The organism is Pararhizobium sp., assembly GCF_965279435.1.
Classification (GTDB): domain Bacteria; phylum Pseudomonadota; class Alphaproteobacteria; order Rhizobiales; family Rhizobiaceae; genus Pararhizobium.
Window position 1 is genome coordinate 106,825 of record NZ_CBDIHY010000003.1, and the last position, 20,488, is coordinate 127,312.

Annotated in this window: 19 protein-coding genes and 1 tRNA gene; 8 read left to right on the forward strand and 12 right to left on the reverse strand. The window is 59.8% G+C overall.

Features of this window, described 5'->3' with window-relative positions:
• Positions 1-113 precede the first annotated feature (113 nt).
• The 3 genes from xylF to ACQY8Q_RS06200 all read left to right on the forward strand — a co-directional run bounded on the left by xylF (position 114) and on the right by ACQY8Q_RS06200 (position 3,484).
• Entirely contained in the window at positions 114-1,154 is a 1,041-nt protein-coding gene (gene xylF, locus ACQY8Q_RS06190; protein WP_060505842.1) for a D-xylose ABC transporter substrate-binding protein, read from the forward strand.
• A 217-nt stretch (positions 1,155-1,371) separates the two neighbouring features.
• Entirely contained in the window at positions 1,372-2,685 is a 1,314-nt protein-coding gene (locus ACQY8Q_RS06195; RefSeq protein ID WP_428425772.1) for a sugar ABC transporter permease, read from the forward strand.
• A gap of 13 nt (positions 2,686-2,698) precedes the next feature.
• Positions 2,699-3,484, forward strand: coding sequence for an ATP-binding cassette domain-containing protein (locus ACQY8Q_RS06200; RefSeq protein WP_428425775.1), 786 nt, complete (start codon positions 2,699-2,701; stop codon positions 3,482-3,484).
• 53 nt (positions 3,485-3,537) lie between these two features.
• Here the strand turns inward: ACQY8Q_RS06200 and ACQY8Q_RS06205 are convergent, their stop codons facing one another.
• Together ACQY8Q_RS06205 and ACQY8Q_RS06210 are read right to left on the reverse strand one after the other, a co-directional pair.
• Entirely contained in the window at positions 3,538-5,088 is a 1,551-nt protein-coding gene (locus tag ACQY8Q_RS06205) for a cryptochrome/photolyase family protein (protein WP_428425777.1), read from the reverse strand.
• Positions 5,082-5,777, reverse strand: coding sequence for an SDR family NAD(P)-dependent oxidoreductase (locus ACQY8Q_RS06210; RefSeq protein WP_428425779.1), 696 nt, complete (start codon positions 5,775-5,777; stop codon positions 5,082-5,084). Before ACQY8Q_RS06210 ends, ACQY8Q_RS06205 begins: the two co-directional genes overlap by 7 nt.
• Positions 5,778-5,973: 196 nt before the next feature.
• On the opposite strand from ACQY8Q_RS06210, the gene ACQY8Q_RS06215 reads away from it, so the two are divergent.
• Positions 5,974-6,050, forward strand: a tRNA-Arg gene (locus tag ACQY8Q_RS06215).
• Between the two features lie 42 nt (positions 6,051-6,092).
• Here the strand turns inward: ACQY8Q_RS06215 and ACQY8Q_RS06220 are convergent.
• Complete coding sequence (locus ACQY8Q_RS06220; RefSeq protein ID WP_428425781.1) at positions 6,093-7,517, reverse strand: FAD-binding oxidoreductase; 1,425 nt, start codon at positions 7,515-7,517, stop codon at positions 6,093-6,095.
• Between the two features lie 266 nt (positions 7,518-7,783).
• Positions 7,784-8,713: a LysR family transcriptional regulator gene (locus ACQY8Q_RS06225; RefSeq protein ID WP_428425783.1), complete on the reverse strand. Its 930-nt coding sequence runs from the start codon at positions 8,711-8,713 to the stop codon at positions 7,784-7,786.
• A gap of 103 nt (positions 8,714-8,816) precedes the next feature.
• Between ACQY8Q_RS06225 and ACQY8Q_RS06230 the strand changes: the two genes are divergently transcribed.
• The gene (locus tag ACQY8Q_RS06230) at positions 8,817-9,713 is read left to right on the forward strand and encodes an MBL fold metallo-hydrolase (RefSeq protein WP_428425785.1); all 897 of its coding nucleotides are present in this window, start codon (positions 8,817-8,819) and stop codon (positions 9,711-9,713) included.
• Positions 9,714-9,737: 24 nt separating this feature from the next.
• On the opposite strand, the gene ACQY8Q_RS06235 is transcribed toward ACQY8Q_RS06230, so the two are convergent.
• From ACQY8Q_RS06235 to ACQY8Q_RS06260, 6 genes are read right to left on the reverse strand one after another with little or no spacing between them, the layout of a single operon-like run.
• Entirely contained in the window at positions 9,738-10,502 is a 765-nt protein-coding gene (locus ACQY8Q_RS06235) for an ABC transporter ATP-binding protein (protein WP_428425787.1), read from the reverse strand.
• Positions 10,499-11,332, reverse strand: a complete 834-nt coding sequence (locus ACQY8Q_RS06240; RefSeq protein ID WP_428425789.1) for an ABC transporter ATP-binding protein — start codon at positions 11,330-11,332, stop codon at positions 10,499-10,501. The genes ACQY8Q_RS06235 and ACQY8Q_RS06240 overlap by 4 nt, the downstream gene beginning before the upstream one ends.
• Complete coding sequence (locus tag ACQY8Q_RS06245; protein ID WP_428425791.1) at positions 11,329-12,264, reverse strand: ABC transporter permease; 936 nt, start codon at positions 12,262-12,264, stop codon at positions 11,329-11,331. The genes ACQY8Q_RS06240 and ACQY8Q_RS06245 overlap by 4 nt, the downstream gene beginning before the upstream one ends.
• Positions 12,261-13,328: an ABC transporter permease gene (locus ACQY8Q_RS06250; protein WP_428425793.1), complete on the reverse strand. Its 1,068-nt coding sequence runs from the start codon at positions 13,326-13,328 to the stop codon at positions 12,261-12,263. Before ACQY8Q_RS06250 ends, ACQY8Q_RS06245 begins: the two co-directional genes overlap by 4 nt.
• 14 nt (positions 13,329-13,342) lie before the next feature.
• Positions 13,343-14,986 carry an ABC transporter substrate-binding protein gene (locus ACQY8Q_RS06255; RefSeq protein WP_428425795.1) on the reverse strand — a complete coding sequence of 548 codons (1,644 nt, stop codon included), beginning with the start codon at positions 14,984-14,986 and terminating at the stop codon, positions 13,343-13,345.
• Between the two features lie 46 nt (positions 14,987-15,032).
• Positions 15,033-16,088, reverse strand: coding sequence for a dipeptidase (locus tag ACQY8Q_RS06260; RefSeq protein ID WP_428425797.1), 1,056 nt, complete (start codon positions 16,086-16,088; stop codon positions 15,033-15,035).
• 193 nt (positions 16,089-16,281) lie between these two features.
• On the opposite strand from ACQY8Q_RS06260, the gene ACQY8Q_RS06265 reads away from it, so the two are divergent.
• From ACQY8Q_RS06265 to ACQY8Q_RS06275, 3 genes are read left to right on the forward strand one after another with little or no spacing between them, the layout of a single operon-like run.
• A complete protein-coding gene (locus tag ACQY8Q_RS06265; protein ID WP_428425799.1) occupies positions 16,282-16,452 on the forward strand; it encodes a hypothetical protein in 171 nt (56 codons plus the stop codon).
• Positions 16,449-17,492 carry a DUF4105 domain-containing protein gene (locus ACQY8Q_RS06270; protein WP_428425801.1) on the forward strand — a complete coding sequence of 348 codons (1,044 nt, stop codon included), beginning with the start codon at positions 16,449-16,451 and terminating at the stop codon, positions 17,490-17,492. The genes ACQY8Q_RS06265 and ACQY8Q_RS06270 overlap by 4 nt, the downstream gene beginning before the upstream one ends.
• 40 nt (positions 17,493-17,532) lie before the next feature.
• Entirely contained in the window at positions 17,533-18,552 is a 1,020-nt protein-coding gene (locus ACQY8Q_RS06275; RefSeq protein WP_428425803.1) for a substrate-binding domain-containing protein, read from the forward strand.
• On the opposite strand, the gene ACQY8Q_RS06280 is transcribed toward ACQY8Q_RS06275, so the two are convergent.
• Positions 18,549-19,592 (reverse strand): Gfo/Idh/MocA family protein, encoded by a 1,044-nt coding sequence (locus ACQY8Q_RS06280; RefSeq protein ID WP_428429684.1) that lies wholly within the window; start codon positions 19,590-19,592, stop codon positions 18,549-18,551. The genes ACQY8Q_RS06275 and ACQY8Q_RS06280 overlap by 4 nt on opposite strands.
• 8 nt (positions 19,593-19,600) lie before the next feature.
• Positions 19,601-20,386 (reverse strand): ThuA domain-containing protein, encoded by a 786-nt coding sequence (locus ACQY8Q_RS06285; RefSeq protein ID WP_428425805.1) that lies wholly within the window; start codon positions 20,384-20,386, stop codon positions 19,601-19,603.
• Positions 20,387-20,488: the final 102 nt, after the last annotated feature.

Below are 20,488 nucleotides of genomic sequence, written 5' to 3' on the forward strand. Positions count from 1 at the left end.
TTTTCTCGACTGTCGAGAAAAAACTCTTTCGGAGTTGGCGACAGGCAAATTTGCTGGCCGGGGGCCGTGCGGGAGGTTCGCGCGGACGGCCAGCGGTCACTTGGGAGGACTTCATGAAATCAGTTTTGACACTGATGGCAGGCGCTGCCATCATCGTATCTCTGCACACTGCAGCCATGGCCAAGGATCTGGTCGTCGGCGTTTCCTGGTCGAACTTCCAGGAAGAGCGCTGGAAGACCGACGAAGCCGCCATCAAGGCAGCACTCGAAGCATCCGGCGACAAGTACATCTCCGCTGACGCCCAGGCATCCGCTGCAAAGCAGTTGACCGACATCGAATCGCTGATCGCGCAGGGCGCCAACGCCATCATCGTTCTGGCGCAGGATTCGGAAGCAATCGGCCCGGCCATCGAGAAGGCCGCCGCTGAAGGTATTCCGGTCGTCGGTTACGACCGTCTGATCGAGAATCCGGCCGCTTACTACATCACCTTCGACAACAAGGAAGTCGGCCGCATGCAGGCTGCCGAAGTGTTCAAGGTCAAGCCGGAAGGCAACTACGTCTTCATCAAGGGCGCATCGACGGACCCGAATGCGGACTTCCTGTTCTCCGGCCAGCTGGAAGTGCTCAAAGCTGCCATGGACGCAGGCAAGATCAAGAATGTCGGCGAAGCCTACACCGACGGCTGGAAGCCGGAAGTTGCCCAGAAGAACATGGAGCAGTTCCTGACCGCCAACGACAACAAGGTTGACGGCGTCGTCTCCTCGAACGACGGCATGGCCGGCGGCGTTGTCGCAGCCCTCGAAGCCCAGGGCCTCGCAGGCTCGGTTCCGGTCTCGGGCCAGGACGGCGACAAGGCTGCCTTGAACCGCGTTGCGCTTGGCACACAGACCGTATCCGTCTGGAAAGATAGCCGCGAACTCGGTAAGAAGGCCGGCGAAATCGCCGTAGCGCTTGCCAGCGGCACTGCCATGGATGCGATCCCCGGCACGGTCAAGTTTGCCGGCGGCCCGAAGGGCGTCGAAATGCAGTCGTTCTTCATCGCACCGCAGCCGATCACCAAGGACAATCTGAACGTCGTCATCGATGCCGGCTGGATTTCCAAGGAAGAAACCTGCCAGGGCGTGAAGGCCGGAACCGTTGCAGTCTGCAACTGATCCGATCCTGAACATGGGCAGATAAAGTCCCGTCCGAGCGCCGCAGCGACCACGTTGCGGCGCTTCTCCGATGTGCGGTACTTTACTGCATAATTCCTTAAATCGGGATCGATTTAAGGAAAATTATGCAGCAATTTAAAGCGTTACAGCGACCTTTGCGCGTCATTCATGACGCGCGGCGCTGTAAAGACAAGAATAAAGGGGGAGTAATCCGGAAATGGCAAACACCACCATTGCCACGCCTTCCAGCAGCGTGCGCCAGACACAGGGAACCGCCTTGCAGCGTTTCCTGCAGGCGACCGAGATCGATACCCGGCTTCTCGGGATGATCGCAGCCCTGCTGTGTATCTGGCTCGGCTTTCAATATTTTACCGGCGGGCTTTTCCTGACGCCACGCAACCTGTGGAACCTCACGGTCCAGGCTGCCTCGGTCTCGGTCATGGCAACGGGCATGGTGCTCGTCATCGTCACCCGCAACATCGACCTTTCGGTCGGCTCGATCCTCGGCTTCGTCGGCATGATCATGGCGATCACGCAGGCGAAAATCCTGCCGCCTTTGATCGGCTTCGACAATCCGGCCACCTGGATCATCGCCCTGACGGTCGGTATTGTGCTTGGAACCGCCATCGGCGCATTTCAGGGCGTCATCATCGCCTTTCTCAATGTTCCTGCCTTCATCGTCACACTCGGCGGCCTGTTGATCTGGCGGGCTGCGGCCTTCCTGGTCATCAGCGGCGCAACCGTCGCCCCGATGGATACGACATTCCGTCTCATGGGCGGCGGCGCTGAGGGATCGATCGGCGCCACGGCGAGCTGGGTTGTCGGCATTATTGCCTGCCTGATCATCGTCGCCTCGATCATCAACTCGCGCAAGCAGCGCAAGCGCTTCGGCTTTCCGCTGCGGCCGATGTGGGCTGAATATTTCCTCTCGCTGGTTGGCTGCGTCACGGTGATGATCGCCGTCTGGGTGCTCAACAGCTATTATATGCCGGTCAACCTCGCCAAGAAATATGCCGAGGCCAACAATATCCCTTGGCCCGAAGGCGGACTACAGATCCCGCTCGGCATCGCCATCCCGGTGCTGATGGCCGTCGGCATCGCCATCGCCATGAGCTTCCTCACCACCCGTACCCGCTTCGGCCGCTACGTCTTTGCGATCGGTGGCAACCCGGAAGCAGCCGAACTCGCCGGCATCAAGACCCGCTGGGTGACGGTGCGCATCTTCGCGCTGATGGGGGCACTCTGCGCCATCGCCGCAGCCATCTCGACGGCGCGCCTGAACGCCGCCACAAACGCGCAGGGCACGCTCGACGAACTGTACACGATCGCTGCTGCAGTCATCGGCGGCACCTCGCTTGCCGGCGGCATGGGCACGATCTCAGGTGCAGTCCTCGGCGCGATCGTCATGCAGTCGCTGCAGTCCGGCATGGTGCTGTTGCGCATCGACACGCCGCTGCAAAGCATCGTCATCGGCATCGTGCTGGTCATGGCCGTCTGGCTGGATACCGTTTATCGCGGCCGAGCCAAGTAAGAGGAGTACGACAATGACGGAACAACGCACTCCGCTGGTGGAAATGAAGAACATTTCCATCTCCTTCGGCGGCATCCACGCTGTCGACAATGCCTCGATCGATCTCTATCCGGGCGAAGTCGTGGCTCTGCTTGGCCATAACGGCGCCGGCAAATCGACGCTGATCAAGATCCTGTCCGGCGCCTACAAGCGCGATGCCGGCGAAATCCTGATCAATGGCGAACCGGTGCAGATCAACAACCCGCGCGACGCCAAGGGTTACGGCATCGAGACGATCTACCAGACGCTCGCCGTCGCCGACAATGTCGATGCCGCCGCCAACCTCTATCTCGGCCGCGAGCTGCGCACCCCCTGGGGCACGCTCGACGACGTGGCGATGGAAGCCAAGGCCCGCGAAGTCATGGGGCGGCTCAACCCAAACTTCCGCCGCTTCAAGGAGCCGGTGAAAGCGCTTTCGGGCGGTCAGCGCCAGTCGGTGGCCATCGCCCGTGCCATCCTGTTCGACGCCCGCATCCTGATCATGGACGAGCCGACGGCAGCGCTCGGCCCACAGGAAACGGCGCAGGTCGGCGAACTGATCAAGCAGCTGAAGCGCGAAGGCATCGGCATCTTCCTGATCAGCCATGACATCCACGACGTCTTCGACCTCGCCGACCGCGTCTCGGTGATGAAGAACGGCCAGGTGGTCGGCCATGCCCGCACCGAAGACGTCACCAAGGACGAAGTGCTGGGCATGATCATCCTCGGCAAAGTCCCGCCCAAGGCCGTCCCCGGCCCCGGCGCCATGCAGACGGCGTAACGCCAAACCGTCCCGTTTCGGGGAGGACATCCTCCTCCCCGAACACCAGCCGCTCAATACGTGCGGACAGCACCATCCAGCTTTGCCAGAAACGCGGCAGCACTTTGCCGGTAATCGCCCCTTTGTGCCTCGGTCATCTTGCCCCAGGTGGCATAGACAGGGCCCAGCCGCTGGTTGCGCTTCAGCTTTTCCGCGTTGCGATCGAGAAAATCCCAATAGAGCGCATTGAACGGACATGCGCTTTCGCCGGTTTTCTTTTTCACATCGTAACGGCAGGTGCCGCAATAATCCGACATCCGATGAATGTAATTGCCGCCTGCGGCATAGGGCTTGGAGCCCAGAAACCCACCATCGGCAAACTGGCTCATACCAATGACGTTGGGTAGCTCAACCCATTCGTAGGCATCGGCATAAACTTCGAGATACCATTCATGCACGGCCTGCGGGCGGATGCCGGCAAGAAGTGCGAAATTTCCGGTGATCATCAGCCGCTGGATATGATGGGCATAGGCATGATCGCGGGTCTCTGACACGACGGTGCGCACACAATTGATGTCCGTCTCGCCCGTCCAGTAGAAGTCCGGCAACGGCCGGTCGGCCTCGAGAAAATTGACCGCGCGATAGTCCGGCATCTTCAACCAGTAGACGCCACGAATATATTCGCGCCATCCGATGATCTGGCGAATGAACCCTTCGGCCGAATTGAGCGGAACATCGCCGGCAAGATAGGCGACCTCGACGCGCCTGCAGACATCGAGCGGATCAAGCAATCCGGCATTGATATAGAAGGACAACAGCGAATGGCTGAGGAATGGATCGGATGACAGCATCGCATCCTGCTGTTCACCGAAGGTCGGCAGCTGATCGGCGACAAAACTGTCCAGCAGGACTTGCGCGCCGGCCGCAGTCACCGCGAAATCGAAATTTTCCAGCGAACCAAAATGCGCCTTGAAGCGGCGGCCGACGAGATCAAGCACCTCTTGAGTGACGGCATCCGGTGCCACGCCCTGCCGCTTGAGCGCAAACAGGTCCGGCGATGCAGGCTTGCGGTTCTCCGCATCGAAATTCCAGCGCCCACCTTCGGGCTCATCTCCTCGCATCAACAGGCCGGTCTTGCGCCGCATGTCACGGTAGAAATACTCCATTCGCAACTGCGCGCGATTTTTTGCCCACGCCGCAAATTCGCTGCGCGAACAGACAAACCGCTTGTCTGGCAGGATGTCCACCGGACAGTGCAACGTCTCCGCCCAGGCCTCCATCATCTGAAGAACCCGCCATTCCCCCGGCTCGGTAATCCGTACCGCCTCCGGGTCGAAACGCTTGATCGCACGCTCAAGTTCACCGCTGAAGGAACCGGCGTTATCCGGTGCATCCAGCATGGAATAGTCAACAGTGAATCCGCGCTGACGCAGCTCATCGGCAAAATGGCGCATTGCCGAGAAGATGAAGGCAATCTTTTTCGGGTGATGGCGCACATAGGTCGCCTCTTCCATCACCTCGCACATCAGCACGACGTCGAGTTCCGGATCGGTACCGTCAAGACTACTGATGGCTGAAGAAAGCTGATCGCCAAGAATGAAAACCAGATGCCGAACCTTCACCATTCTATGGCCTGACCATCATAGGCAAAAAATCCGCCGGTCGAGGGAACCTGCAGGCTATCGAGGACGCAGATCAATTGTCTTGCTGCTTCTTCCGGCGGCGTGGCCTCGCCATGCCGGAAGGGCACGGTGAGCGACGTTGCAACGGTGCCCGGATGAAGAGCGACGACAATTGCCTGCGGATGGGTCCGGGCGATCTCGATCGAAGCCGTTTTGACGATCTGATTGAGTGCTGCCTTGGCAGCCCTGTAGGATATCCATCCGCCAAGCCTGTTGTCGCCGATCGAACCGACGCGTGCAGACAGCGTTGCAAGAATGGCGCGACGGCCACGCGGCATCAGCGCCGTAAAATGCTTGAGGATCAGCGCCGGCCCGATCGCGTTGACCGCGAACTGCCGTGCCATCACCGCAGGGTCAATCGCCCTAAGGCTTTTCTCCGGACCGATACCGTCGATCTCCAGCGCGCCCGTGGCATCGAACACCAGATCCATATCGCCGTGCGCATCTCTGATGGCTGCCGCTGCGCGCTGGATCGTCACTTCGTCGCCAAGATCGAAACCGGTCTCCTTGCGTGATAGCCGCACGAGCACGGCACAATTCGGATCCGTTTCCAGCGTATCTGCAAGCGCACCGCCAATACCGCCGCTGGCACCGATAATGGTTGCCTTGTAGGCCCTGCCCAGAGAATCCATTCCGTCTTCCTTGCCGTCCGTCGTCCCTGCGTATCGCTGCAGATACAAGGCTCTTTACGCACGCAAGGACGGGGCGGATCGATACCGGACGCATCTTCGCAAAATTCGGCGGGCGATGCGCATTGGCCATTGATGCGCCGTCTTTCCTGGGCTATGAACCGGGCACAGCCTGCTTCGACGCCTTGCCGTCGCGGATGCACCCGTAGCTCAGCTGGATAGAGTACTGCCCTCCGAAGGCAGGGGTCACTGGTTCGAATCCAGTCGGGTGCACCATTTGCCGTTTAGCGGCTAAATTCCTCAACGGGCCTAAGCAGGCTATTCTCCCGGTTTTACATTCTGGTTCATGCGGAACAGATTGTCGGGATCATATCGCCGTTTGATCTCGCCGAGCCGCTGATAGTTGCCGCCATAGGCGGCTGCGACGCGGTCGCCCTCGTCTTCGGGCATGAAATTGATATAGGCGGTTCCGACAGAGTAGGGTTTTGCGGCGGCGAAGAGTTGGCGCGCCCAGCCGATGCAGGCCGCGTCCATCGCCGGTTCGCGCCAGCGGGCGTGCACATTCATGACGAAATGTGAATTCCGCTGCGGAAATGCGGTGGCATCAGTTGCGATCCGGCCGGCAGCGCCGCCGACATGGGCAATGAAGATCTCACATTCCGGCCCCGGCAGCTTGCGGACGGCATCGAGCAGAATTGCGATCGCCGCATCGGAAAGCTCTATGAAATCATGACTCTTCCAGTAATTACGTGCACCCGGTGTCAGTAGCGGATCGAATGCCTGCTGCCAGCCGACAAATGGACTGGGGCCGACAACGTCGGCGATCGGCTTGCCGATTGAGCGCAGCGGGGCGGTGGCCGCTTCGGCCGCGGCCGCGTCGCCGCAGTAACACATGGCGAGAACCAGCACCTCCTTGCCGTGCCACTCCTGCGGCAGAAATGGCAGCGGTGGTGCCTGCCGCATCACAGCCCAGCAGGTCAGTTCGTCCGGCGCCGTTTCAAGCGCTTGCCGGTATTGTTCAAGCACGGTTTTCGCATCGGCGAATGGATGGACGACGAGCCCGGCCGTCACCTGCGGGCCAAGTTGGTGGAGCTTGAATTCGAACGTCGTGACGATACCGAAATTGCCGCCACCGCCCCGTAGCGCCCAGAACAGATCGCTGTTTTCCGTCGCACTTGCACGCACCAGATTGCCGTCCGCAGTCACCACATCGGCGGAGACGAGACTGTCGATGGTCAGGCCGAACTTGCGCGTGATCCAGCCGAAACCACCACCCAGCGTCAGTCCGGCAATGCCCGTCGTGGAATTGATCCCGGTCGGCACCGCAAGTCCGAAGGACTGGGTTTCGCTATCGACATCAGCCAGCGTTGCTCCAGGCTCAACCCAGACACGCATTGACGCAGCATCGACACGCACGGAGGTCATCGGCGACAGGTCGATCATCAGGCCACTGTCACAGACTGCATTGCCGGCAATGTTGTGGCCACCGCCACGCACCGCGACAAGCAACCGGTTGTCGCGGGCAAAGCGCACGGCTCTAAGAACGTCGGCAGCACCGGCACATCGCACGATCAACGCCGGCTTTCGGTCGATCATGCCATTCCAGACGGCACGCACTTCGTCATAGGATGCGTCGCCGGCATCCAGCACATCTCCGCGCTGCTGCCACACGAAAGCCTCAATGGCCGCCGCGCTTACGGTCGTCTTTCCGGCTTGCAGATTCATGAGGCTCATATCGTTCATGATGCACCCCTCCACGGTGAATGCCCCCAGTCTTCGTATTTTGCTCTTTTCTAATGAACGGCGCAAGGCGCGGTCCGACTGCGCGCATCATGCCGCCGCTTGTCGGACCGGAATAGGCGCCGGATGCACCCGTAATTCAGTTGGATGGAGTGGGGCCCTCCGAAGGCAGGGGTCGTTGATTCTCATCCAGCCGGGCACCAATTTTTTGCCATTGCAGCGGGAAGCAACCGGTGTTCACGACCCGTCTGGTTTGCGATTCTGTCGGGTCACGTCCCCGGAGGGATAGCAATTTGCCGCTTCCGCTTGCGCTCGGCCGAAACCAGCAGGTCGAGGAACGTCCTGACCTTGGCCGGACGAAACCGGGCGGGTGGCAACACCGCATAAATCCCGCCTTGCGGCAGGCTCCATTCGGGGAAAAGCCTAACGATCTTTCCAGACCGGATGTCGGCATCGACCAGGTAATCGGGAAAGATGGAAACCCCGACGCCTGCCAGCATGCAGGCGTAAGCCGTCGGCGTCTTATCCGTGGTCATCACCGGTCTTGTTTCGACGGTAACCGTTTCTCCCGCGTCGCTGGCAAATGTCCAGCGGAGCGGGTTCTTCAGGGCTCCATTTGCGATCCATGGCAGATCGGCCGATGTGGCCGGAACAGCCCCTGCGGGAACAAGGGCGGCAACCGATGGCGCTGCGACGACAATCTGCTCAAACGTGGCCAGCCGGCGTGCCTGATGACTGGAATCTACCAGCCAGCCAACCCGGATGGCCAGATCGATCCGGTCGGCAATCATGTCGCTGACGGTGTCGTCGAAGACCACATCGACGCGCATCTGCCTATGAACCGACATATAGGCAGCGATCGCGGGCGCCACGACTGCGGCCCCATAGTCGAGCGGAGCCGTCAGTGTCAGCGTTCCAGAGGGTTCTGCGTTGCGGAGCGATATTTCGCCATAGGCGGATTCCGCCTGCCGCAAAATGAGGACGCAGCGATCGTAGAATACATTGCCGTCTTCCGTCGCATGAACGCGGCGCGTCGTGCGCATCAACAGCGTTACACCGAGTTCCTCTTCCAGCCGGGCGATCTGGTGACTGACGACCGCCTTGGCAACTCCGAGACGGTCAGCAGCGGCCGTAAAAGAGCCAGCCTCAACGACAGACGTAAAAAAGACCAACCGGTTGAGATTAAGAAGATCGCTCATGTTTGTCTCATCTGATCATACAGTCTGTACGATTGACCGATATTTATTGCACATACAAGATTTGAGATAAGGAATTCAGCACTTCCACGTCAGGAGACACACGATGATCACGCGCCGCGAAACCTTCAAACTTGCTGCCACCGCTGGCCTAGCGGCCACCCTGCAGCTAAACTTCGCGCGCGCCGCTGGCAGCCCTCTTGCCTGGACGTTCTTTCAGGCGAGTGAAGCCGGCTTTCGCCGCACGCCGGTACTTTTGACCGGTGAAAAAGATGCGATCCTCATCGACGGCGGCTTTACTCTTTCCGATGGCAAAGCCGTCGCTGATGCCATCAAAGCCACCGGCAAGCGCCTGACAACGATTTACGTGAGCTGCAACGACCCCGATTACTATTTCGGCCTGCGTCCAATTGCCGATGCGTTTCCGGATGCAAAAGTCATTGCAAAACCGGTCACTGTCGAGGCGATCAAGGCCAACGTTGAAGCCAAGCTGGGCGTCTGGGGGCCGCAGCTCAAGGACAACGGCCCGCAGACACTGGCAGACGTGGTGATCCCGGAAGCGTCGGATGCGGCATCGCTCGATCTCGAAGGCAATACGATCGCGATCGTTGAAATTCCGACAATGCACGACCGCCGCTATCTCTGGGTTCCGTCCCTCGAAGCGGTCTTCGGTGGCGTTCTCGTTTATTCCGGCATTCATGTATGGGTTGCCGACGAGGGTACACTTGAGAAACGCGCCGCCTGGATCAAGGCTCTTGATGACCTGATCGCGCGCAAACCGAAGATCGTCATTCCCGGCCACCAGATCGAAGGCGCGGCGCAGGGCGTTGATGCGATCACGTTCACGCGCGACTATCTCATTGCCTTCGATAGAGAAGCAGCCAGAGCAAAGGACAGCGCAGCACTGATCACGGCCATGACAAAGCTCTACCCGAACCTTGCTGACACCTCGTCGCTGGAGTTAGGCGCCAAAGTTGCAAAGGGCGAAATGAAGTGGGGCTAAGCAGCGCCATTGGCCTTGGCGGCGCTACGGCGCCAAGGCCGCATCCCGCACGAACCCCTTGCTCGCCACCATCAGGTTCTTGGTATAATCCTCCTTGAGACGGCCCGCGACCAGATCGGCGGATGATAGCCGCTCGACGACCTTGCCGTTCTTCATCACCGCCAGCCGTTCGCACATATGCGTGACGACGCCGAGGTCGTGGCTGACCATGATATAGGTGAGCTTGCGGTCGCGCCGGACCTGTTCCAGGAGGTTGAGGACTTCGGCCTGAACCGAGGCATCAAGCGCCGACGTCGGCTCATCGAGCAGCATGATCTGCGGCTCGATGATCAACGCCCTTGCAATAGCGATGCGCTGGCGCTGGCCGCCGGAGAGCTGGTGCGAATAGCGGAAGCGGAAGGATGAGCCGAGGCCGACTTCGTCGAGTGCCCGCAGAATGCGCCGTTCGGCATCCTGCACACCATGAACGGCGAGCGGCTCCTGCAGCAGCCGGTCGACGGTCTGGCGCGGATGCAGCGAGCCATAGGGATCCTGAAACACCATCTGCACCTGGCGATAGAACGCCTTGTCGCGGAGTTTGACATCCAGAGGCTTGCCATCAAGCACGATCCGGCCCCGGCTGACGGGCGAGAGGCCGGCTATGGCGCGTAAAAGCGTTGATTTTCCAGATCCGGACTCACCGACAAGACCGAAGGATTCGCCCGGCGCGACATCGATGCTGACATTATCCAGCGCCAGGAAATCGTCATAGGCGACGGTGAGATTTTCAGCAGAGACAATTGCGGTCATAGCGCCCACTCCGGCTGGCGGTCGAGCACGGGCAGCGGATGCCGGTTGGTGCCGAGCGTCGGCATGCAGTTGAGCAGGCCTTGGGTATAGGGATGTTTGGCATTGCCGAGATCGGACGCTGCCAGTTCCTCGACGATCTTGCCGGCATACATGACGATGACACGGTCACAGAAGGACGAGACCAGCCGCAGGTCATGCGAGATGAAGATCAGGCCCATGCCGCGATCGGCAACGAGCTTGTCGAGAATGCCGAGCACCTCGAGTTGCACCGTGACATCGAGCGCCGATGTCGGCTCATCGGCAACCAGCAGTTCGGGGCCGGCGATCAGCATCATGGCAATCATCGCCCGCTGCCCCATGCCGCCGGAGACCTCGTGCGGATGAAGATCGAAGACACGGCCGGCATCGCGGATCTGCACCGCCTCGAGCATGGCAATGGCACGGTCGCGCGCCTCACGCTTGCTGACTTTTTCATGCGTGCGCAGGGTCTCGACGATCTGGCGGCCGATGCTCATCACCGGGTTGAGCGAATATTTCGGGTCCTGCAGGATCATCGCAATACGGCTGCCGCGCAGGTTTCGCCTGACCTTGGCCGGAGCCGTCAAAAGGTCGATGCCGTCGAAATTCAACGTCTTCGCCGCAATCTTCGCATGTGCCGGCGTCAGGCCCATGATCGCCCTGCCCGTCTGCGATTTTCCAGAACCGCTTTCGCCGACAATGCCGAGCCGTTCGCGGCCAAGCGTGAAGGAGACGCCACGCACCGCTTCGATCAGGCCGGACCGTGTGGGAAACGAGACCCGCAGGTCATCGACCGTCAGCATGGTGCTCATTGGCCGCTCTCCCGTGGATCGAGCGCATCGCGCAGGCCGTCGCCAAGCAAGTTGAAGCCGAGGCTGACGATCAGGATGGCAATGCCGGGCATGGTGGCAACCCACCATTGATCAAGAATGAAGCGGCGGCCGGACGCAATCATTGCACCCCATTCCGGCAGCGGCGGTTGTGCACCGAGGCCGAGAAAGCCGAGACCGGCGGCCGTCAGAATAATCCCTGCCATATCCAGCGTCACACGCACGATCAGCGACGACGTGCACATCGGCATGATATGCCGCAGCACGATGCGGAAAGGCGAAGCCCCCATAAGCCGCACGGCAGCAATATAATCGGAATTGCGTACGCTCAGCGTTTCGGCACGGGCGATACGCGCATAGGGCGGCCAGGAGGTGATGGCGATGGCGATGATGGCGTTCTGGATGCCCGGCCCCATGGCGGCGACGAAGGCGAGCGCCAGCACCAGCTTCGGAAAGGCGAGAAAAATGTCGGTAATCCGCATCAGCACCGCATCGACCCAGCCGCCGGCATAGCCGGAGATGGCGCCGACCAGAAGGCCGATCGGAGCTGCGATGATCGCCACAAGAACGATGACCAGCAGCGTCAGCCGCGATCCGTGCAGCAGGCGCGAAAGAATGTCCCGGCCCTGATCGTCGGTGCCGAGCAGATAGCCCGGGCTGCCCGGTGGCAACAGCCGCGCACCACCGAGATTGCCGATGACAGGCGAATGCGGTGCCAAGACATCGGCAAAGATCGCAATCAGGATCAGCAGCAGGATGATGCAGAGGCCGGCAACGGCCAGCTTGTTGGCGGAAAACCGCTGCCAGGTCATGTAGGCGCGGCCAAGACGCGCCTGGAGGCGCGATTGCGGCCTGTCGGTCATCAGCCACTGGCGGCGGGTCATGGGAGTGGTTTGAAGGGTGGACTGGCTCATCGCGCGCGCGTCCTCGGGTCAAGTGTCCGGTAGAGAAGATCGGACAGGATATTGATGGCGATGAAGACGGAACCGATAACGATGGTGCCGCCCAGAACCGCGTTCATGTCGGCGTTCTGCAGCGAATTGGTGATGTAGAGCCCAAGCCCCGGCCACGCAAACACCGTCTCCGTCAGCACCGAGCCTTCGAGAAGACCGGCATAGGAGAGCGCAATCACGGTCACCAGCGGCACCGCAGCGTTGCGCAAGGCATGCCCCCAGATGATGCGGGTTTCGGACAGACCCTTGGCGCGCGCCGCAACGATGTATTCCTGGCCAAGCTCGTTGAGCATGAAGCTGCGCGTCATGCGGCTGATATAAGCCAAAGAGAAATAGCCGAGCAGGCTCGCCGGAAGAATGATATGGCGGAAAACGTCGCGAAAAACATCCCACTGCCCCTGCCAAAGCGAATCCAACAGATAAAGGCCGGTGATCGGGGTGAAACTGTATTCGTAGACGATATCGATGCGGCCCGGATAGGCGACCCAGCGCAGCTTGGCATAGAAGAACAACAGCGACAGCAGAGCCAGCCAGAAGATCGGCACGGAATAACCGACAAGCCCGACGACGCGGACGATCTGGTCGGCGATCGAGCCGCGCTTGACGGCGGCGAGCACGCCGAGCGGAACGCCGATCAGGCTACCGATAATGGTGCCGAGCGTTGCAAGCTCCAGCGTGGCGGGGAAGACGCGGCGGATATCGGCCATGACTGGATTGGTTGTTAGCACCGAGGTGCCGAAATTGCCGGTCAGCGCATCACGCACATAGATATAGAACTGTTCATAGAGCGGCTTGTTGAAGCCCATCAGCTCGCGGGTTCGCTCGACGACATGCGCCGGCGCCCGGTCGCCGAGAACGGCGAGCACAGGGTCGATCGGGATGACGCGGCCAATGAAGAATGTCACGGCCAGAAGACCGAGATAGGTCGTGACGATGATGACCAGGAAGCGCAGGATGCTCTTTGCCCAGCCGTTGGCACGGGCGCGTGAGCGCCCGGCCGTTGGTACTGTTTCGGGAATGCTCACCGGCTATCTCCGGCTCAATCCTTGGAGACCGTGAAGACGTAGTTGGTATCGAAGCTCGGACCGAGCTTGAAACCCTTCACGTTGGCGCGGGTGCCTGCAACTTCCGTCTGCTGGAAGATGACCACGAACGGGCTCTTTTCAAGCACCTTCTTCTGCAGGTCCTTGTACATGTCGGCGCGCTTGGTTGCATCCTTCTCGAGCAGTGCAGCCTTGCTTTCTTCCGTCCATTCCTTCGGAACGTCCCAGGTGTTGCGCCAGGCGAGCGTCTTGTTCTTGCCTTCGTCGGAATTGTCCGGGTTGACGGTGAATGTTTCGGCGTTCGAGTTCGGATCGAAGTAATCCTGGCCCCACTGGCCGATATAGATGTCATGCGTGCGGTTGCGGTACTTGGTCAGCGTCTGCTTACCATCGCCGGGAACGATTTCCATCTTGATGTTGGCCTGGGCCAGCGTCTGCTGGATCGATTCAGCAATACCCGTGATCGGCTGGGTGTTGCGCACGTCCATGGTCACCGTAAAACCATCGGCAAGGCCGGCCTTGGCCAGCAGTTCCTTGGCCTTGGCAACGTCGAGCTTGTAGGGATTTTCCGGCAGTTCGCCGAGAACGCCCTTTGGCAGGAAGGTCTGATGGATTTCGCCGATACCCTTGATCAGGGTCGAGCCGATGGCATCGTAGTCGACCAGATACTTGAAGGCTTCGGCCACTTCGGGCTTGGCCAGATTGGCGTTCTTCTGGTTGAGGCTGAAGTAATAGACCGTGCCTTTCGGGGCATTGGTGGTGGCAAGCTCGGCGTTCTTCGAAACGGCGTCGAAATCGCCCGGCTCGAGATTGCGCGCCACGTCGATGTCACCGGCTTCCAGCGCCAGGCGCTGACCGGAGCTTTCCTTCATGTGACGGTAGATAACGCGGGCGAGCGGTGTCTTTTCGCCGTAATAATTGTCGTTGCGCTCCATGACGACGACTTCGTTGGCGCGCCATTCGCGCAGCTTGAAGGCGCCCGAGCCGGCATAACCGGTCTTGAGCCATTCATTGCCGAAATCGTTGTCGTACTTGTATTCGGCCGACGGCGTCACGGCAGCCACGTGTTCCAGCACCAGCTTCTTGTCAACGACGGCACCGACGGTTGCGGTCAGGCAGTTCAGCACGAAGCTCGGCGCATAGGCCTTGTCGACGGTGAACGTGAACGTACCGGCATCCGTAGCCTTGGCCTTTTCCGTGACGTTGTCGCCGGTCAGACCAAACTGCGTGAGAATGAAGGCCGGGCTCTTGTCGAGCTTGACGACGCGCTCAATGGAATAAGCCACATCTTCGGCCGTCACGGGGTTGCCAGAGGCAAATTTCGTGTCGGGCTTCAGCTTGAACGTGTAGGTCAGGCCATCATCGGAAACGGTCCAGCTTTCGGCGAGATCGCCGACGACCTTGGAGGTGTCATTGATATCGAGGCGGACGAGATAGCTATAGGTATTGGCGGTGACTTCGGCGGTCGAAAGCTCGAAGGCTTCGCCCGGATCCATGGTGATGATGTCGTCGATCGCCCAGCCTTCGACCAGTGTGTCGGCCGGCGTTTCGGCGAATGCGGGCGCACCCGCCATCAAAATCAGCGACATGGCGGCGCCAGCCGTCAACATACGGACATGCCTGTTCAGTGAATGCATCATCTCTCTGTTCCCTTTTTTAACCCGCGATGGGCCTTCTATTTTCGGTTCAGGCGGCTTCGTGCCAGGCCTGTCCCAAAACCCTCAGCCAGTTTTCCCGGCATATTTTTGTCAGTTCGGCGTCACCATATCCGGCGTCCCGCAGGGCAGCAATCAGGTTCTGGTTGCCAGCCACGTCGGTTATGCCTTCCGGAATGGTTGCGCCGTCGAAATCGGAACCAAGCGCGACGCAATCGATACCCATGCGTTCGACCATATAATCGACATGACGGACCATATCGGACAACTGTGTATCGGCATTTTCCAGACCGTCAGGCCGCAGCATCGTTGTTGCGTAGTTCAGTCCGGCCAGCCCCTTGCTGTCGCGGATGGCGTCCAGCTGGCGGTCCGTCAGGTTGCGGGCAACGGTGGTGAGGGAATGTGCGTTCGAATGACTGGCGATCAGCGGTTGGTCGCTGGTCTTCGCCACGTCCCAAAAACCCTTTTCGGTAATATGAGCGAGATCGATGAGAATGCCGAGACGATTGCAGGCGCGCACCAGATCGAAACCGGCTTCGGTCAAGCCCGGCCCGGTGTCCGGGCCCATCGGGAAGGCAAACGGCACGCCGTGGGCAAAAACGTTGTTACGGCTCCAGACGGGGCCAAGCGAACGCAATCCGGCGGCGTAGAATGTTTCAAGCGCGGTCAGATCAGCGCCGATCGCCTCGCAGCCCTCCATGTGCAGCACCGAGGCAAAGATGCCGGCGTCCATCGCAGCACGAATGTCGGCAGTGGAACGGCAAAGCTTCCAGGCACCGGCACGATCGAGCCGAAGGGCGATGGCGGCAAATTCCAGCGCCACATCCAGAGATGGCTGCCGCTCCAACGGCTCGGACAGTTCTGTCGCGTAATGGCCGTTCTCGTCGGGCGTCTTCAGGACGAGATGGTCGGATGGGATGTAGATCGCCGACAGTCCTCCGATGAGACCGCCCTTCCTGGCACGGGGGCCATCGATATGACCTTCCGTTGTTCCCTCAGAAAACTCGATGACCGGGTCAGCGCCTTTTTTGGCATTGCTCCACAGTCTCAGCAACACATCATTGTGGCCGTCGAAAACCGCATGCATTGAAAAAATCCCGTCCTGCCTGATACGTCTGTTGGCGTCAGCCAATTTTTTGTCCGGTTGGTCAAGAACGGGATGCTAGTCAATCATATGACAAATAACAATGCGGCTTCTGCAAATTTCAACAACCGAAAAACAATGATGGTATAACGGCTTACTTGATCGTCCAGCTTAGGGTGCGGACCTGTAAAACCTGATGAGCATAAAGAGTTTTCTCTTTGAAAAAATGCCGGAAACCGAAAAATCGAATGTCTTCCTGCCCGGAAATCTGGCATTGCAGGCAGGTGAAACCAAGGAGGACTGCATGGGCATGGAACCGCGCCAAGAGCTTGCAACCCAAGCTTCCATGATGGTCGCTGAACGATGAGCGAGCCTGTTGAACGTCGCCGCTTTCATGTCCTTGGCATCATCATAAGGGTGATTTCGACGCTTGCCATTCTGGGCTTTGCGTTCTGGGGAGCCATGGCGCTATTCTACCAGGCGCCCGGCCCAGCCGCCGTCAAGATATTGCTCGCGGCACTCTGGGCCATCCTCTCGCTTGTCGCGCTCTATGCCTATGTCCGCTGGCACTCCCGTGTTGCGGCTCTGCTCTATCCGTTGATGATCGCCGGTCTTTTGTTCTGGTGGAACGCCGTACCGGCGAGCAACAATCGGGATTGGGCAGACGAGGTCGCACATATTGTCTCCGGCGTCGTCAACGGCCCGGAAGTCACACTTGCCAATGTCCGCAATTTCGACTGGCGGTCAGCAACTAACTACACGGTGCGCTGGGAAAACCGCACCTACGACCTCAACAAACTCGCCTCTGTCGACCTGCTGCTCTCCTATTGGTCAAGCCCGGCGATTGCCCATACGCTGGTGTCCTTCGGTTTCGAGGATGGCCAGTTCGTCACGTTTTCGGTGGAAATACGCAAGGAGCGCAATGAGAGCTTTTCGGAGATCGGCGGGTTCTTCAAGGAATTCGAGATGAGCGTCATTGCCGCCGACGAACGCGATATCGTCGGGCTACGCACCAATATCCGCAAGGAAAACGTCTATCTCTACCGCCTCAACATTCCAAAACCGGCGATGCGCTCGCTTTTCCTGTCCTATGTCGATACGGCCAACGGTCTCAACGAGATACCGCAATATTATAATACGGTCACGGCCAACTGCACGACGATCGTTTTCGCCATGATCAACCATATCGTCTCCGGCGCTCTGCCACTGGATTACCGGCTGATCCTTTCAGGTTACCTGCCCTCCTATATCATCGGCGTGAACGGCTTCACACCCGGCTTTACGCTGGAGCAGTTGCAGAGCGGCGGCGCCATCAGTGCGCGGGCGCAGGCCTCAGCCATTGCACCGGATTTCTCCCGCCGGATTCGCGAGGGCGTGCCCGGCATAGTTCCTTTGACGCAACCGTAAAGCCGCCTACACTGAGACGACAGACAACAGGAAATTCCCCATGAACCTCAAGGAGTTCGCAAACCGGCTCGAACTGTCGCAGACGACGGTCAGTCGCGCCTTGAGCGGTTATCCCGAGGTGAAGCAGGCAACCCGTGAGCGGGTGCTGAAGGCAGCGCTCGAATATGGCTACCGGCCAAACACCAGCGCGCTGGGACTTGCCACTGGAAGGGTCGGCGCCATCGGCATCGTGCTGAAGGGCGGCGGCGAGTTCGGGCCACATACCAGCGAGTTCATGGGTGGGCTTGGCGGGCGCTTGCAGCAGGAAGAGATCGACATTCTCGTTTCGACGGTGGATTCGCCCGAGGCCGAGCTTGCCACCTACAGGCGCCTTGCCGCCAGCAAGCGCGTCGATGCCGTTATCCTGCATTCGCCGTTTATCGACGATCCCCGCATTGCACTGCTCAACTCGCTGCGGCTGCCCTTCATCGTGCATGGCCGCACCAATTCAGACGGCAATTTCGGTTGGCTGGACATCGACAATTTCGGCGCAGTCCGGCAATCGACCAGCCACCTGCTCGATCTCGGCCATCGCCGCATCGCCTTGCTCAACGGTTATCGCGGCCGGATTTTTGCCGAACACCGGCAGGACGGCTATCAGACGGCGCTGAGCGACCGTGGGGTTACGATCGATCCGGCACTGTGCGGGCATGGCGAATTTACAGACGAGATGGGCTTCCGTCTGATGCAGGGTTTTCTGAAGCTTGAGAACCGGCCAACCGCCGTGATCGCCGGCTCGATGATGTCGGCGCTGGGTGCCATGCGGGCGATCCGCATTGCCGGTCTGACCGTCGGCGAGGATATCTCGCTGATCGCCCATGACGACGTCTTTCCGTATATCAGCCCAGACCATCTCTCGCCGACACTGTCGACGACGCGGTCATCGATCCGCGCGGCAGGTGCGCGGATCGGCGAAATGGTACTGGAGATGCTGCAGGGAACACCGGCCGAAAACCTGCGTGAGGTCTGGCCGGTGGAACTGGTCATCCGCAATTCAACGGCGGCGGCAAAAAGGTCTTAAACCTTAAGTTCGCGGCGTTCCTTCTCGGTGACCATGGCCAGATCGAGAACCTTCTGCAGATCGGCAGCATGGCGGAAGCCCGGCTCGACTGTCTTGCCGGCCCGGACCGCGCCGATGAAGCGTTCGTAGTTGGTCAACACGGTTCCCGCATCGATGTCCTTCCAGATACCCTTTTCGACGTCGTCGCCCAGGCAGGCCTTGAGCGTTGAACCATCGGGCGTGTGGATCACCTCGATGGCGCCCTTGTCGCCGTGCATGCGCAGACGCAGCTCATTGAGATGGCCGACGGCCCAGCGGCTGGCATGAACGACACCCATGGCGCCATTGGCAAATTCGGCCGTCATGGTGAAGCTGTCATTGGCATCGAGATCGTATTCGCCGATCCTGTTGCCGGGCGCCTTGTCGAAGGTTTTCAGCCGGGCGAAGATGTGCTCCACATCGGTTGCCGCGCCAAAACCGGCGAAGTCGAGGATATGGATGCCGACATCGCCGAGCACGCCATTCGAGCCATGCTTGGTCGACAACCGCCAGAGCCATTGCGATTCCGTTGCCCAGTCGCCCCAGGCCTTGGACACCAGCCAGCTCTGCAGGTAGGATGCCTCGATATGCCGGACCCTGCCGATCTCGCCGGCGAGAACCATCTGCCGGGCTTTCTGCACCTCGGCGACATTGCGGTAGGTGAGGTTGACCATCGTCACCAGACCGGATTTTTCCGCAGCCGTCGCCATCTCGTCGGCCTTGGCATAGTCCTCGGCCAGCGGCTTTTCGCACAGCACATGCTTGCCGGCAGCCAGAAGCTTGAGCGTTGTCGGATAGTGGATCTTGTCCGGCGTCACGTTGGTGACCGCATCGAATTCGCCCCAGGCAACCGCCTCATCAAGCGAAGTAAATGTCTTGGCGATCGCATGACGCAAGGCAAAGGCTTGCACCCGGACCTGATCGACATCGACGGCAGCGACGAGTTCGACGCCACTCATCGTGGCAAAGTTCATCGCATGGGTATTGGCCATGCCGCCGGTGCCAAGAACGAGAAGACGGATAGGCTTCATCACTTATACCCCTCCTCGCCAGCCTGATGCAGTTTTGGACCACGTTCGACGATCGGCTCCAGTGCCTTCTCGACCGGCACATTCGGCGCATCGTGGATGGCGGTGTAGGTGCCCTGTGGATTGTAGGCCCACTTGACCGAGTTGCGCAGAACCTTGTGGACGTTGGCGTCGTGATAGGTCGGATAGGTTTCGTGGCCGGGACGGAAATAGAAAATATTGCCGGCACCACGGCGCCAGGTGAGACCCGAACGGAACACTTCACCGCCGGCAAACCAGGAGATGAACACGGTTTCGAGCGGTTCCGGCACGGAGAACTGCTCGCCGTACATTTCCTCGTTTTCCAGCACGAAATTCTCATCCAGGCCTTCGGCGATCGGATGGCGCGGATTGATCACCCACAGCCGCTCGCGCTCACCCGCCTCGCGCCATTTCAGCGCGCAGGGCGTGCCCATCAGCCGCTTGAACGGCTTGGAGAAATGGCCGGAATGCAAAACGATCAGCCCCATGCCTTCCCAGACCCGCTTGGCAACACGTTCGACGACTTCGTCGGATACGGCGCCATGATCCTTGTGGCCCCACCAGAGCAGAACGTCGGTCTTTGCCAGGCGCTCGACACTCAGGCCATGCTCCGGCTCCTGCAATGTCGCCGTCGTGGCTTCGATCGAGGGATCCGTGTTCAGCGCTGCGGCAATCGTGTTGTGCATGCCATTCGGATAGATGCTTCTGACGACCTCGTTGGTCTGCTCGTGGATATTTTCGCCCCAGACAACTGCCTTGATGGTCATGACCAATCCTTCTTCCGACGCTGCATTCATCAGCGCTTGATGAAATTGAAACCGCTTTCAATTTCCAGCGATAGAATCCGCGCGCCGGTTTTGCAAGTGAAA